This is a genomic window from Kushneria sp. AK178 (assembly GCF_053903105.1).
The window spans coordinates 3,056,165-3,070,484 of sequence record NZ_CP096381.1; the positions used below are offsets into that span (position 1 = coordinate 3,056,165).

The 14,320-nt window shown below is 57.9% G+C and carries 7 protein-coding genes, 2 tRNA genes and 3 rRNA genes; 4 read left to right on the forward strand and 8 right to left on the reverse strand.

Annotated features, from left to right (window positions below; genetic code table 11):
* A complete protein-coding gene (cyoA, locus tag M1D97_RS14065; RefSeq protein ID WP_456268340.1) occupies positions 1–804 on the reverse strand; it encodes a ubiquinol oxidase subunit II in 804 nt (267 codons plus the stop codon).
* A gap of 768 nt (positions 805–1,572) precedes the next feature.
* Between cyoA and M1D97_RS14070 the strand changes: the two genes are divergently transcribed.
* Positions 1,573–2,940, forward strand: a complete 1,368-nt coding sequence (locus M1D97_RS14070; RefSeq protein ID WP_456268341.1) for an MFS transporter — start codon at positions 1,573–1,575, stop codon at positions 2,938–2,940.
* A gap of 315 nt (positions 2,941–3,255) precedes the next feature.
* Here the strand turns inward: M1D97_RS14070 and rrf are convergent.
* From rrf to tyrS, 6 genes are all read right to left on the reverse strand, one after another.
* Positions 3,256–3,371: ribosomal RNA gene (gene rrf, locus M1D97_RS14075) — 5S ribosomal RNA — on the reverse strand.
* Positions 3,372–3,479: 108 nt separating this feature from the next.
* Positions 3,480–6,373: ribosomal RNA gene (locus M1D97_RS14080) — 23S ribosomal RNA — on the reverse strand.
* Between the two features lie 270 nt (positions 6,374–6,643).
* A tRNA-Ala gene (locus M1D97_RS14085) sits at positions 6,644–6,719 on the reverse strand.
* Positions 6,720–6,726: 7 nt separating this feature from the next.
* Positions 6,727–6,803 (reverse strand) — tRNA-Ile (locus M1D97_RS14090).
* Between the two features lie 71 nt (positions 6,804–6,874).
* Positions 6,875–8,415, reverse strand: a 16S ribosomal RNA gene (locus M1D97_RS14095).
* The 16S, 23S and 5S rRNA genes sit together here with 2 tRNA genes alongside, the layout of an rRNA operon.
* 740 nt (positions 8,416–9,155) lie before the next feature.
* Positions 9,156–10,361 (reverse strand): tyrosine--tRNA ligase, encoded by a 1,206-nt coding sequence (gene tyrS / locus M1D97_RS14100; RefSeq protein ID WP_456268343.1) that lies wholly within the window; start codon positions 10,359–10,361, stop codon positions 9,156–9,158.
* A gap of 131 nt (positions 10,362–10,492) precedes the next feature.
* Here tyrS and M1D97_RS14105 point away from each other — a divergent pair, with 131 nt between their 5' ends.
* On the forward strand, positions 10,493–11,608 hold the full coding sequence (locus tag M1D97_RS14105) for an anhydro-N-acetylmuramic acid kinase (RefSeq protein WP_456268344.1): 1,116 nt from the start codon (positions 10,493–10,495) through the stop codon (positions 11,606–11,608).
* A 46-nt stretch (positions 11,609–11,654) separates the two neighbouring features.
* On the opposite strand, the gene M1D97_RS14110 is transcribed toward M1D97_RS14105, so the two are convergent.
* Entirely contained in the window at positions 11,655–12,665 is a 1,011-nt protein-coding gene (locus tag M1D97_RS14110) for a type IV pilus twitching motility protein PilT (RefSeq protein ID WP_456268345.1), read from the reverse strand.
* 38 nt (positions 12,666–12,703) lie between these two features.
* Here M1D97_RS14110 and M1D97_RS14115 point away from each other — a divergent pair, with 38 nt between their 5' ends.
* Together M1D97_RS14115 and proC are read left to right on the forward strand one after the other, a co-directional pair.
* Positions 12,704–13,432, forward strand: a complete 729-nt coding sequence (locus M1D97_RS14115) for a YggS family pyridoxal phosphate-dependent enzyme (protein ID WP_456268346.1) — start codon at positions 12,704–12,706, stop codon at positions 13,430–13,432.
* Between the two features lie 26 nt (positions 13,433–13,458).
* Positions 13,459–14,286 carry a pyrroline-5-carboxylate reductase gene (gene proC / locus M1D97_RS14120; RefSeq protein WP_456268347.1) on the forward strand — a complete coding sequence of 276 codons (828 nt, stop codon included), beginning with the start codon at positions 13,459–13,461 and terminating at the stop codon, positions 14,284–14,286.
* Positions 14,287–14,320: the final 34 nt, after the last annotated feature.

A 14,320-nucleotide genomic window follows, 5' to 3' on the forward strand; every position in this document is an offset into this window, starting at 1 on the left:
CTACTCCTCGGCCCCGTCAAGTTCGTTGAATTGCGAGCTTAAATCCGGTCTTGCGAAACTGTTGATGACATCGTTGTAAAGCCCGGGAGTCACGTTGGAAAAATACTCGATCTCGTTTTTCTCGGTGGGCTTGATGAGCTCCTTGAGCGTGGCGGGGTCCAGCGTGCGCGAGGACTGCTCGGCGTTGGCCACCCACTGATCGAACTCTTCCTGCGTCATCGCCAGCGTACGGAAATTCATGTAGCTGAAACCGGCGCCGCTGTAGTTGGCAGAAGTGCCAAAAAAATCACCCGTACTGCTTGCCATCAGATGTACGGTGTTTTTCATGCCCGCCATGGCGTAGATCTGGCTGCCCAGACGGGGCACAAAAAACGAGTTCATGACAGAGCTTGAGGTCACCTCGAACTCGATCGGCGTATTCACAGGGATGGCCAGTTGGTTGATGGAGGCCACGCCCTGCTCGGGGTAGATGAACAGCCACTTCCAGTCCATCGACATGACCTGGACCGTTATGGGCGGATTATCGGCATCAAGGGCCGCTTTTGGGTCAAGAGCATGCGTGCTGCGCCAGGTGATCACGGCCAGAATCGCGATAATGATCAGCGGTATGCCCCATACCACCACCTCAATCTTGTTGGAGTGGGACCAGTTGGGCGAGTACTTGTGGTTTCTGATGTAGTTATAGCGCCAGGCAAACAGGATCGTCATGATGATGACCGGGATGACCACGATCAGCATCAAAAGCGTTGACGTAATGATAAGCCGCTTTTGCGTTTCGCCGATCGGACCCTGAGGATCAAGCACACCATAACCGCACCCGCTGAGTAGCAATGCCACAGCAGCAAACAGCGACACCCTCTTAAGAATGTCCGAATAGTTCCATTTTCTCATCTCACGCTCTCTTGAACGGCCAGCTTGAACACTTCGCTTTTGCCCGGCCGGAGGGGCCGGAAATGCGTGACAGGTACCTGCCTGCTTCCGATTACGGTCTGACAGCAACGTTTACGGATAGCATCTACTGCGCCAGACAGCCTGACGTTACAGGAGTATCTGATGGTTTTATCGTTGGAAATGACTGTCCTGGACGGATGCTCCCCGCCTGTAACCGCTCCCAGCAGGGAGGTGACTGAAAGTCATCTGACTGGCTGAAAGCGGCAGGCATGACAGCCCTGCATGGCGCTATATGCTGCCACCGCTATTGTTCAGTTTTTTACCTGCTGACTTCAAGTGCCGCGACAAAAGCTTATTTAGACTTTAGCATTAAAATGCATGCCCTCAAGAGGCGTTAAGGTCAGTGGGCACTTCGCCCCAAAGCCTTATATGATCAGCTTTTTGCAGCGACAGAAGCCGAAAGCATCAATTGAACAATGTTAAATCACTGCGACAAAACACCGCGGCATGATACATGGAACCTTTAACCGATTCCATTCGTCACATAAGAGCCTGCTTCCATTCATTCTCCGGTTCGACATTTGCAGGACCGGCTTGATGTACTGTCAGACCATATACAAATTTCCTGCGACCTGACCAGGCCGTTAAAATAGAGCCCTGCCTCAAGGTTTTCGGAGAATCATGAAACAAATTTCACTGAACGCGGGTGAATACCGTGCTGTCGCCGGCCTGGGCATGTTGTATGCCTTTCGCATGCTGGGACTTTTCATGGTATTGCCCGTGCTTGCCCTTTACGCCCGGGAGCTGGAAGGGGCAACCCCTTTTCTGATCGGTATTGCGCTGGGAGGCTATGGTCTGGCACAGGCCATTTTTCAAATTCCCTTCGGCACACTGTCGGATCGTCTGGGCCGCAAACAGATTATTGCCCTTGGACTGCTGCTCTTTTTTGCCGGCAGTGTCATGGCAGCTCTTTCGACTTCCATTTACGGTGTCATTGCCGGACGCTGCCTGCAGGGTAGCGGCGCTATCGCCGGCGCATTGATGGCACTGCTGGCAGACAAGACACGAGAAGAAACAAGAACCACTGCCATGGCGGCCATCGGCATGAGCATTGGCCTGGCCTTCGGTCTGGCAATGGCGCTCGGTCCGTTTCTGGCAGAAGTGTTCGGGCTTTCAGGTGTTTTCTGGAGCACGGCCCTGCTCGCGCTGGTTGGCCTGCTGATTCTCTGGCGACTGGTGCCCTCGGCGCCGGCCAGACAGCATCGTGATGTGGGCGTGGACCCGCGTCAGTTAACGAAGATGCTGTTCCAGCGTGAACTCCTGCGCCTGAATTTCTCGATCTTTGCCCTGCATGCCATCCTGACAGGTTGCTTCATTGCCCTGCCTCTGAGACTCGAAAGCCTCGGCATCGACGCTCAATATCACGGCTGGGTCTATCTTCCCGTCATGGCAGTCGGTTTTTTTGCCATGGTGCCATTAATCATTGCTGCAGAAAAATATCGGCACATGAGAGCGGTCTTCATGGGGGCCGTTGCTGCCATGACACTGGCACTTCTGGCACTGGGTGAAGCAGGCCATGCCAAATGGTCACTGCTCTTGTTGTTATTGGTGTTCTTTACCGGCTTTAACCTGATGGAAGCCATGCTGCCTTCCATGATCAGCAAGCTCTCCCCTGCCGGCGCCAAGGGCACTGCCATGGGCGTGTACTCTACCTGTCAGTTTTTAGGTGCCAGCGTCGGCGGCGGTCTGGGGGGGGCAGTTGCCGGTCACTTCGGTATCGATGCTGTCTTTCTTTTTGCCGCGGCGTTGGCGGCACTCTGGTTTTTGAGCATTTTGAACATGACCGTTCCCAGACACCTTTCCAGTGAAGTTGTCTCCCTGCAGGGAAAGAACGTTGCTGACATTAATGAGTGCAGCAGACAACTCAGGAGCATCACCGGCATCGAGGATGCGCTGGTCGTCAGGGAGGAAAATGTGGCTTACCTGAAGATTGATCGTGACACCATTGATCGGGAAGCGCTGACACGCTGGCTACAGAACACATCGTAATTCAGGCCCTGTTTTCGGCCATGATTTCAATAAAAGGCACCCTTCGGGGTGTCTTTTTATTGTGTTTTATTTGGACAACAAAGAAGGAATGCTCGTCTTTTAGAAGGCTTTCTCATGACAGGGAACGGCACTCCGAGCGCTTGTATATTTTCATGGACCGTTGGCAGCGACGAGGAGATCACGGCGCTGCGGGCGATGGCGACCGCATAGGCGCCGCGCGCCGGTCACGTCAGTGACCGGCGGCCGCGGCCCGGCGGTTTTTTCGAGCGCACATAAAAGAACCCCGGTCCTTTGGGACCGGGGTTCGGAAGGGGTGCCTGACGATGACCTACTCTCACATGGGGAGACCCCACACTACCATCGGCGCGGAGCCGTTTCACTGCCGAGTTCGGGATGGGATCGGGTGGGACCGGCACGCTATGGTCGTCAGGCAATTCTGCAGACCGGCTGCTTTCGAGCAGCGGGTCGTAATCGGGATCATGCTGATCGATACGTTCCGTGTATCCGGCGTCGTGTGACGCGAACCACTTGGGTGTTATATGGTCAAGCCTCACGGGCAATTAGTACGCGTCAGCTCAATGCATTGCTGCACTTACACACCGCGCCTATCGACCTCGTCGTCTTCGAGGGCCCTTCAGGGAGCTCGAGGCTCCAGGGAAGTTTCATCTTGAAGGGGGCTTCCCGCTTAGATGCCTTCAGCGGTTATCCCGTCCGCACATAGCTACCCGGCGGTGCCATTGGCATGACAACCGGTACACCAGCGGTGCGTCCACTCCGGTCCTCTCGTACTAGGAGCAGCACTTCTCAAACTTCCGACGCCCACGGCAGATAGGGACCGAACTGTCTCACGACGTTCTAAACCCAGCTCGCGTACCACTTTAAATGGCGAACAGCCATACCCTTGGGACCGACTTCAGCCCCAGGATGTGATGAGCCGACATCGAGGTGCCAAACACCGCCGTCGATATGAACTCTTGGGCGGTATCAGCCTGTTATCCCCGGAGTACCTTTTATCCGTTGAGCGATGGCCCTTCCATACAGAACCACCGGATCACTAGAACCTGCTTTCGCACCTGCTCGACATGTCCGTCTCGCAGTCAGGCACCCTTATGCTCTTGCACTCATTGCACGATTTCCAACCGTGCTGAGGGTACCTTCGTGCTCCTCCGTTACACTTTGGGAGGAGACCGCCCCAGTCAAACTACCCACCACACACTGTCCTCACACCGGATCACGGTGCGGAGTTAGAACGCCGATGATGCCAGGCTGGTATTTCAAGGTTGGCTCCACCCCGACTGGCGTCGGGGTTTCAAAGCCTCCCAGCTATCCTACACAAGCAACATCAGCGTCCAGTGTGAAGCTATAGTAAAGGTTCACGGGGTCTTTCCGTCTAGCCGCGGGTACACTGCATCTTCACAGCGATTTCAATTTCACTGAGTCCCGGGTGGAGACAGCGTGGCCATCATTACGCCATTCGTGCAGGTCGGAACTTACCCGACAAGGAATTTCGCTACCTTAGGACCGTTATAGTTACGGCCGCCGTTTACCGGGGCTTCGATCAGGAGCTTCGCCCCGAGGGGCTAACACCATCAATTAACCTTCCGGCACCGGGCAGGCGTCACACCCTATACGTCCGCTTACGCGTTGGCAGAGTGCTGTGTTTTTAATAAACAGTTGCAGCCACCTGGTCACTTCGGCCGGTCGCCGCTCGAGCCGCGAGGGCTGTCACGGTTACCGGCGCACCTTCTCCCGAAGTTACGGTGCCATTTTGCCTAGTTCCTTCACCCGAGTTCTCTCATACGCCTTGGTATTCTCTACCTGACCACCTGTGTCGGTTTGGGGTACGATCGCATGTTATCTGAAGCTTAGAGGCTTTTCCCGGAAGCGTGGCATCAGTGACTTCCAGACCGTGGTCTGTTCGTCTCGTGTCTCGGCTTGAAGAGGACCGGATTTGCCTGATCCTCAGGCCTACGCACTTTCACCGGGGCAACCAGCGCCCGGCTCACCTAGCCTTCTTCGTCCCCCCATCGCAATAACATCCGGTACGGGAATATTGACCCGTTTCCCATCGACTACGCCTTTCGGCCTCGCCTTAGGGGTCGACTCACCCTGCTCCGATTGTCGTCGAACAGGAACCCTTGGTCTTCCGGCGGGGCGGGTTTTCACCGCCCTTGTCGTTACTCATGTCAGCATTCGCACTTGTGATACCTCCAGTATACCTCACGATACACCTTCGCAGGCCTACACAACGCTCCTCTACCGCGCATCCAGAAGGATGCACCCGCAGCTTCGGTACCCGGTTTGAGCCCCGTTACATCTTCCGCGCAGGCCGACTCGACCAGTGAGCTATTACGCTTTCTTTAAAGGATGGCTGCTTCTAAGCCAACCTCCTGGCTGTCTGTGCCTTCCCACATCGTTTCCCACTTAACCGGGATTTTGGGACCTTGGCTGGCGGTCTGGGTTGTTTCCCTTTTCACAACGGACGTTAGCACCCGCTGTGTGTCTCCCACGCTGTACTCACCGGTATTCGGAGTTTGCCTCGGGTTGGTAAGCCGGGATGGCCCCCTAGCCGAAACAGTGCTCTACCCCCGGTGGTAATACGTGAGGCGCTACCTAAATAGCTTTCGAGGAGAACCAGCTATCTCCGAGCTTGATTAGCCTTTCACTCCGATCCACAGCTCATCTCAGCATTTTTCAACATACTTGAGTTCGGACCTCCAGTCAGTGTTACCTGACCTTCATCCTGGCCATGGATAGATCGCCCGGTTTCGGGTCTATTTCCAGCAACTAGTTCGCCCATTTAAGACTCGGTTTCCCTGCGCCTCCCCTATTCGGTTAAGCTCGCTACTGAAAATAAGTCGCTGACCCATTATACAAAAGGTACGCAGTCACCTAACAAGTAGGCTCCCACTGCTTGTACGCACACGGTTTCAGGTTCTATTTCACTCCCCTCGCCGGGGTTCTTTTCGCCTTTCCCTCACGGTACTGGTTCACTATCGGTCAGTCAGGAGTATTTAGCCTTGGAGGATGGTCCCCCCGTCTTCAGTCAGGGTTTCACGTGCCCCGACCTACTCGATTTCACAATGCTCGGATTTCGGCTACGGGACTATCACCCGCTATGGTCAGACTTCCCAGACTGTTCGCCTATCGGTTGCACTGCTTAAGGGCTGCTCCCCGTTCGCTCGCCGCTACTGAGGGAATCTCAATTGATGTCTTTTCCTCGGGGTACTTAGATGTTTCAGTTCTCCCGGTTCGCCTTCATGAGTTATGTATTGGCTCATGAATACTTACCTGATGGTAAGTGGGTTTCCCCATTCGGAAATCGCCGGGTCGCAGGTCATTTGCCACCTCACCGACGCTTATCGCAGGCTGTCACGTCCTTCATCGCCTCTGACTGCCTAGGCATCCACCGTGTGCGCTTGATCGCTTGACCATATAACCCCAAGGGGTCCGGTCACGATCACACGACATTTCGCCGGATACGTCCAAAACGTATCACAACTTTTACGTTGTCTGCCGGCCGGGTCACAACGCTCATCGCGGAGATGAGGTGTTCACCGACCGGCAGGTCAGCATGATCCACATTGTTAAAGAGCGGTACTGTTGAAAAACAACAGTCAGAAATCATGTCGATGATTGTCATCATCATGACTTTTGACTGTGGCTTCATCAAGGAAAGTAGAAGACTGACCACCGGGCTGTATGGTGGAGCCAGGCGGGATCGAACCGCCGACCTCCTGCGTGCAAGGCAGGCGCTCTCCCAGCTGAGCTATGGCCCCGACAGGTTGGTGGGTCTGGGCAGACTTGAACTGCCGACCTCACCCTTATCAGGGGTGCGCTCTAACCAACTGAGCTACAGACCCAAGCAGTCTTCGCTCTATCCGATCAGGCAATTTGTGTGGACGCGCTGACTCGCGAGAACACGTTAGTCGTTTAAGGAGGTGATCCAGCCGCAGGTTCCCCTACGGCTACCTTGTTACGACTTCACCCCAGTCATGAACCACACCGTGGTGATCGCTCTCCCGAAGGTTAAGCTAACCACTTCTGGTGCAGTCCACTCCCATGGTGTGACGGGCGGTGTGTACAAGGCCCGGGAACGTATTCACCGCGCCATTCTGATGCGCGATTACTAGCGATTCCGACTTCACGGAGTCGAGTTGCAGACTCCGATCCGGACTGAGGCCGGCTTTTTGGGATTGGCTTCACCTCGCGGATTCGCAACCCTTTGTACCGGCCATTGTAGCACGTGTGTAGCCCTGCTCGTAAGGGCCATGATGACTTGACGTCGTCCCCACCTTCCTCCGGTTTGTCACCGGCAGTCTCCCTGAAGTTCCCGGCCGGACCGCTGGCAAAAAGGGATAGGGGTTGCGCTCGTTACGGGACTTAACCCAACATTTCACAACACGAGCTGACGACAGCCATGCAGCACCTGTCTCTGCGTTCCCGAAGGCACTCTCCCATCTCTGGGAGATTCGCAGGATGTCAAGAGCAGGTAAGGTTCTTCGCGTTGCATCGAATTAAACCACATGCTCCACCGCTTGTGCGGGCCCCCGTCAATTCATTTGAGTTTTAGCCTTGCGGCCGTACTCCCCAGGCGGTCGACTTATTGCGTTAACTGCGCCACCAAACCCTCAAGGGGTCCAACGGCTGGTCGACATCGTTTACGGCGTGGACTACCAGGGTATCTAATCCTGTTTGCTACCCACGCTTTCGCGCCTCAGCGTCAGTGTCAGTCCAGAAGGCCGCCTTCGCCACTGGTATTCCTCCCGATCTCTACGCATTTCACCGCTACACCGGGAATTCCACCTTCCTCTCCTGCACTCTAGTCTGCCAGTTCCGAATGCCGTTCCCGGGTTGAGCCCGGGGCTTTCACATCCGGCTTGGCAGACCGCCTACGCGCCCTTTACGCCCAGTAATTCCGATTAACGCTTGCACCCTCCGTATTACCGCGGCTGCTGGCACGGAGTTAGCCGGTGCTTCTTCTGTGGGTGATGTCCTTCATGCCGGGTGTTAACCGGCATGCCTTCTTCCCCACTGAAAGTGCTTTACAACCCGAGGGCCTTCTTCACACACGCGGCATGGCTGGATCAGGGTTTCCCCCATTGTCCAATATTCCCCACTGCTGCCTCCCGTAGGAGTCCGGGCCGTGTCTCAGTCCCGGTGTGGCTGATCATCCTCTCAGACCAGCTACGGATCGCGGCCTTGGTGAGCCGTTACCTCACCAACAAGCTAATCCGACATGGGCTCATCCGATAGCGCAAGGTCCGAAGATCCCCTGCTTTCTCCCGTAGGACGTATGCGGTATTAGCTCGGGTTTCCCCGAGTTATCCCCCCACTACCGGGCAGATTCCCATGCATTACTCACCCGTCCGCCGCTCGTCAGCGGGTAGCAAGCTACCCCTGTTACCGCTCGACTTGCATGTGTTAGGCCTGCCGCCAGCGTTCAATCTGAGCCATGATCAAACTCTTCAGTTCAAGATGAAGCTTTGAGATTCTTTAATCGACACTGCAAAAGCAGTCTCGAAAGGCGAATCAATCCGGGCTCGAGGTCAAACTAGTACTCTTGACGAGTGTTCGTCTGCTCGATTATCTATGTGACTGGTGCCACACGAGCCAGACGCCCACACAAATTGCCTGATCGACTTGTTAAAGAGCGTCTCGAAGATGTTGTCAGCTGCCGTTGGCGGCTGCTTCGAGAGAGTGGGCATTTTACAGCCCTGCATCGAAAGGTCAACTACTTTTTTTCGATGCGGAAGTCAGCGGCTGGAATCAAATCCTGATTGAAGCGACCAAAACATTAGTCAAAACAATCACCTGCAGACTTCCCCGCTGCCTCGTCGCCGTGTGCTCCGTGGCAGCGGATGCGTACTTTATAGATCAGACCGGGTGCGTGCAACCCCTTTCGACAAAAGATTTTACCGACATGCATAACCAGGCATCAACGTTCCCGGCCAGAGCAAACACTTCCCGTCCATCGTATAAAGAAAAGGCCCGCAGCTCATATCGTCTGCGGGCCTCATGGATCTTCCTGACCCCGTAACACCACCGTCCATGGTGGCGTCTCTGAAATTTACACCGAGGCTTCCCTTCCATGGGTGCAACGCTTCCGTACGTCCGCTGCCTCGGTGTATGTACAACCTACCTGACTGTAGCGGTCATGTCCAACTTTTTTACAGAAAAACTGCTGCAGGTGTATGACTTGTCCAGGAATAAGGTTATCCCTTGTATAAGTGGACTCTGGCGTAGCGCTTTTTGCCGGCCTGAATCACGTACTCATGACCTGTTGCGAGCATATGCCCCGGCTCGATCTTGTCCCCATCCACCCAGACACGCGCGTTTTTCAGCATGTCCTTTGCCTGAGCACTATTGTTGGCGAGTCCCGCGCGGTTGAGGATCAGGGCGATGGGCGCCTCATCCATTTCCTCGACAGTAACCTCTACTTCCGGCAGATCGTCGGGCAGCTCCCCCTCCTTGAGCTGATTGCCACTGGCACGGTGTGCCCCGGCGGCCGCCTCTTCACCATGAAAGCGGGCGACCAGCTCGCGTGCCAGCACCATTTTTACATCACGCGGGTTGGCGCCATTGTCCACCTCGCTCATCAATGCCCTGACCTCGTCCATCGGCTTGAGCGAGAGCAGTTCGAAGTAGCGCCACATCAGCGAGTCCGGCATGGACACGATCTTGTTGAACATTTCGCCGGGGCGGTCGGTAATACCGACATAGTTGCCCAGCGACTTGGACATCTTCTGTACACCATCCAGTCCCTCCAGCAGCGGCATGGTCAGTACAACCTGCGGCGACTGCCCGTAATGCTTTTGCAGCTCGCGCCCCATTAACAGGTTGAACTTCTGATCGGTGCCGCCGACCTCGATGTCGGCCTCCAGCGCGACCGAGTCATAGCCCTGAATCAACGGATAAAGAAACTCATGGATGGCGATCGGCTGGTTGCCGCGATAGCGCTTTTCGAAATCATCGCGCTCGAGCATGCGCGCCACCGTTGACTGGGCCGCCAGCCCGATCATGTCGGCAGCAGACATGGCGCTCATCCATTCGGCATTGAACACCACTTTTGTACGCTCGGGATGGAGCACCTTGAAGACCTGCTCCTGATAGGTGCGCGCGTTGGCCATGACGTCTTCTTCCGTCAGCGGCTTTCGGGTCACGCTCTTGCCGGTGGGATCACCGATGCGACCCGTAAAATCCCCGATCAGAAACAGCACCTCATGGCCCAGATCCTGAAACTGGCGCAGCTTGTTCAAAAGCACCGTATGCCCCAGATGAAGATCGGGCGCCGTGGGATCAAAACCGGCCTTGATGCGCAGCGGCCGGTCCAGAGAGAGCTTTTTCTCCAGCTCCTCCTCTATCATCATCTCGTGGACACCGCGCTTGATCAGCGCCAGCGCATCGGCAACATCGGCCATGACCTGCATCTCCTGTTGTCAGGTAATTGCAACTGCCCCTCCCGGCCCTCGGCTCGTGGAAGAACAGCAAGAAATGTGGCGCATGATAGCATGGTGTCAAAAGCGGCGACCGCCCCGTCAGGAGTGAGTAAATGAGTCTTGTGATAGGTCTGATGTCCGGCACCAGCCTGGATGGTATCGATGCCGCCCTGGTGGAATGCGGCCCTCATCAGCGCCCCGTGCTGCTGGAAGCTACCGGCCTCGACATGCCGGAGCCTCTGCGCCGCCAGCTGTGGCAGCTGTGTCACGCCAGGGAAGCGGCCTTCGAAACGCTGGCCGACACCGAAGAGGCCTTCTGCCGGCTCCAGGCACAGGCCGTCAGCGCGCTGCTCGCCAAAAGTGGCCATACGGCCCGGGAGATCGACGCCATCGGCAGTCACGGCCAGACCATCGAGCACCGGCCGGACGGCCCCTCTCCTTATACATGGCAGCTGGACAACCCATCGCGTCTGGCCGAACTGACCGGCTGCCGCGTTGTGGGCGATTTTCGCCGGCGCGATCTTGCCGCCGGCGGCCAGGGCGCGCCGCTGGCGCCCGCCTTTCATGATGCGCTCTTTCGCGATGCACGACAGTGGCGCGTACTGCTCAACCTGGGGGGCTTTGCCAATGTCACCCTGCTGCCCCCCGAAGGCAGCAGCACACCGGTCGTCGGTTTCGACACCGGTCCGGCCAACGCCCTGCTGGATGGATGGTATGCCCGCCATCACAACGGCCGGTTCGATCTCGATGGCGCATGGGCAGACCAGGGGCGCTGTCAGCCGGCCCTGCTGACACGTCTATTGAGTGATCCCTTCTTTGACACCATGCCGCCCAAGAGCACCGGCCGGGAACACTTTCATCTGCAGTGGCTGGAGGCCCATCTGGAGGATGAATCACCGGCAGATGTTCAGGCCACGCTCCTGACGCTGACCGTTGAAAGCATTGCCCGCGATCTGGAGCGCCATCTTTCTGACGAGGCTCGAGCCGCTACCAGCGTTATTCCCTGCGGCGGTGGCGCACACAACCGTGCCCTGATGGCCGCACTGGCGGCACGCCTGTCGCCCGTTGGCATCGAATACTGCGAATCGCTGGGCTGGTCGCCGGACTGGCTGGAGGCCGGCGCCTTTGCCTGGCTGGCATGGCGGCGACTGGAAGGGCTGCCGGGCAATCTGGCCTCGGTGACCGGCGCGGCGGGACCACGCGTTCTGGGGGGCCTTTATGAGCGCTGACACTGTCCGATAACAGCCGGGGCGTCATGCTGCCCGAATGCCCGGGCTATGGGCCCTGCTCATCCCGAACGATCAGGCCCTCGGCCGCCAGCCTGGATACGGCCGTCTCCATGGTCTGCATGCCCAGTCCGCCGCCGGTCTGCAGGGCCGAATGGATCTGCGCCACCTTGTCTTCCCGGATCAGATTGCGGATGGCCGGCGTCGCAATCAGTATCTCGTGTGCCGCAAGCCGCCCGCCACCGATACGCCGGACGAGCTGCTGGGAGACCACCCCCTGCAGCGATTCGGAGAGCATGGCGCGCACCATCGCCTTTTCATCACCGGGGAAGACATCCACGATGCGATCCACCGTTCGAGCCGCGGACGTGGTATGCAGCGTGGCCAGCACCAGGTGTCCGGTTTCGGCAGCCGTCAGCGCCAGACGCATGGTTTCCAGATCGCGCATCTCGCCGACCAGTATCACGTCGGGGTCCTCGCGCAGGGCCGAGCGCAGGGCACTGGCCACACCATGCGTATCGCGCTGCACCTCACGCTGATTGATCAGTGCCCGGCGGGAGTGGTGGACAAATTCGATGGGGTCCTCGATGGTGAGGACATGCTGGGGACGCGAGGCGTTGATATGATCCACCATGGCCGCCAGCGTGGTCGACTTGCCCGAGCCGGTAGGTCCGGTCACCAGTACCAGACCGTGCGGACAGGACGCCAGCCGTCGAAAGACATCACCGAGCCCCAGCGACTCGAGACTGGGTACATGCGCAGGAATGGTGCGAAAGACGCCGGCCACGCCTCTATCCTGATGGAAGGCGTTGACCCGAAAGCGTGACACGCCGGGCACGTCAACGGAGAAATCGATCTCCAGCGCCTCCCTGAACAGCTGCTGCTGCGTCCGTGTCATGACCGCCGTCAGCAGCCGATGGACATCGTCGTTTTCAAGTGCCGGGGCGTTCAGACGGCGAATGTCGCCATCGACACGCATCATGGCAGGCAGACCCGCCGACAGGTGCAGATCCGAGGCACCCTGTTTTGCCGTAAAAGCCAGCAGTTCGGTAATATCCATGCGTTCGCAGTTCCGGACGTCACAAAGAGCGATCACTCATGAGCGATCAGCAGTCACGCGCGACCCCAGATCAGGGCCACCCGGTACAGGGCAATATCGTCGCGGCCCGCCGCCGACTTGAGCAGGCGCTGTCAAACGCCCATCGGGAGGCGAACAGTGCCGCCCTGCTGGCCGTGAGCAAGACCAAACCGGCGGCCATGCTGCGCGAGGCACATGAAGCCGGTCAGCGCCTGTTCGGCGAGAACTATCTGCAGGAGGCGCTGGAGAAGCAGCACTCGCTGGCAGACCTTGAAGACATCGAATGGCACTATATCGGCGCGCTTCAGTCCAACAAGACACGCGAGGTCGCCGAGCACTTCAGCTGGGTCCATACCGTGGACCGCGAAAGGATTGCCCGGCGTCTGAGCGAGGCACGTCCGACCGCCCTGGAACCGCTCAACGTCTGTCTGCAGGTCAATATCAGCCGGGAGGTCTCGAAGTCGGGCGTAACACCAGAGGGGCTGCCGGCGCTGGCCGGACAGGTACTGGCCCTGCCGAACCTTCGCCTGCGCGGACTGATGTCGATTCCGGCCATCAGCGATGACCCGGCACAGCAGCGTGCGCCTCACGCCGCACTGCGCCAGCTTTTCGAGCAGCTGATCGAACGCTATCCCGATGCGCCGCTGGACACCCTGTCCATGGGCATGAGCGGCGACCTGGAGGCCGCCGTCGACGAAGGCGCCACGCTGCTCAGACTGGGAACGGCCATTTTCGGCAGCCGCGACTGAACCCTCCGACCACAAGGACGCTTTTCATGGCAAGTCAACTGACCTTTATCGGCGCCGGCAACATGGCCAGCGCCATCTTTGGCGGATTGATCGACAATGGCTACCCGGCCGGCGCCATCACGGCCACCTCCCCGGATGAAGCAGTGCTCGAGCAGCACCGGGCCCGCTACGGCATTCAGACCACCACTGACAATGCAGCCGGTGTCAGCGAAGCCGATGTCGTCATTCTGGCCGTCAAGCCGCAGATCATGCGTGAGGTCTGCGAGCCGCTGCAGGACGCGCTGCAGATCAGTCGCCCGTTGATCATCTCCATTGCCGCCGGCCTTACCCTCGACACCCTGGGGCAATGGCTGGGCGATGACAGTCTGCCGATCGTGCGCTGCATGCCCAATACGCCGGCACTGGTGGGCAAGGGCGCGACGGGCCTTTATGCACCGCCCGGTCTTGGCGAGGATCACCGTGCGCTGGCCGGGGATCTGCTCTCGGCCGTGGGTATCGTTGAATGGGTCGAGGAAGAAAGCCAGCTCAGCGCCGTGACGGCGATCGCCGGCAGCGCACCTGCCTACTTCTTCTACATGCTGGAAGCCATGGAAAATGCCGGCGTGGCGCGCGGCCTGTCACGCGAGACTGCCCGTCGACTGGCCGTGCAGACGGCGCTGGGAGCGGCCCACATGGCGAGTGAAAGCGAACATGACCCGCAAACGCTCAAGCAACAGGTCATGTCGCCGAAAGGTACTACGGAGCGCGCCGTTGCCAGTTTCGAGCAGGCCGGCTTCGAGAAAATGGTGGATGATGCCACACTGGCCTGTTTCGAGCGTGCCGAATCGCTGGCACGTGAACTGCGGGATCAGTAAATTCACTGTATCTGTCATTTCGTGACGACATAAC

What these genes read in the sequence shown, in the direction of transcription:
- M1D97_RS14105 (WP_456268344.1), top strand. Translation starts at nt 10,493, where the DNA reads ATGAGTCTTGTGATAGGTCTGATGTCCGGCACCAGCCTGGATGGTATC.
- tyrS (WP_456268343.1), bottom strand. Translation starts at nt 10,361, where the DNA reads ATGGCCGATGTTGCCGATGCGCTGGCGCTGATCAAGCGCGGTGTCCAC.
- M1D97_RS14070 (WP_456268341.1), top strand. Translation starts at nt 1,573, where the DNA reads ATGAAACAAATTTCACTGAACGCGGGTGAATACCGTGCTGTCGCCGGC.
- proC (WP_456268347.1), top strand. Translation starts at nt 13,459, where the DNA reads ATGGCAAGTCAACTGACCTTTATCGGCGCCGGCAACATGGCCAGCGCC.
- M1D97_RS14110 (WP_456268345.1), bottom strand. Translation starts at nt 12,665, where the DNA reads ATGGATATTACCGAACTGCTGGCTTTTACGGCAAAACAGGGTGCCTCG.
- M1D97_RS14115 (WP_456268346.1), top strand. Translation starts at nt 12,704, where the DNA reads ATGAGCGATCAGCAGTCACGCGCGACCCCAGATCAGGGCCACCCGGTA.